General features: G+C 58.9%; 1 protein-coding gene. It reads right to left on the bottom strand.

The features are described 5' to 3' along the window. Positions 1-137 precede the first annotated feature (137 nt). Positions 138-336, bottom strand: a 199-nt coding sequence (locus AC805_RS16925) for a rhodanese-like domain-containing protein (RefSeq protein ID WP_269433602.1), incomplete at its 5' end; no start/stop codon positions are given.

The raw sequence follows: 336 nt of genomic DNA on the forward strand, positions 1-336 counted from the left end.
CCTTCAGTGGGATGGCCTGAGTAACAGAATAGTTCGTTCTGCAGAGCGTCAAGGGCGGGACAACGATAACTGGATGTTACCGTGCATCGGGAAGTGGCGGCAGGCCAGAGAGGACGCGGCCTGCCGCATGAAGAAATTTATTCTTCGGAACTTTGGGCCGTCTCGCTTGGATAGGTGGCGCGCCAAAGCTCGAAACCGCCGTCGAGACTGTAGACCTCGGAAAAACCCTGGCCTGCGAGATAGGCGGCAGCGCCCTGGCTGGAGTTGCCGTGGTAGCACGAGACGATCAGCGGCGCATCGAGGTCGGCATGAGTGATGAAGTCATGCAGCGAGTGG

Source organism: Pseudanabaena sp. 'Roaring Creek' (assembly GCF_001402795.1).
Classification (GTDB): Bacteria; Cyanobacteriota; Cyanobacteriia; order Pseudanabaenales; family Pseudanabaenaceae; genus Pseudanabaena.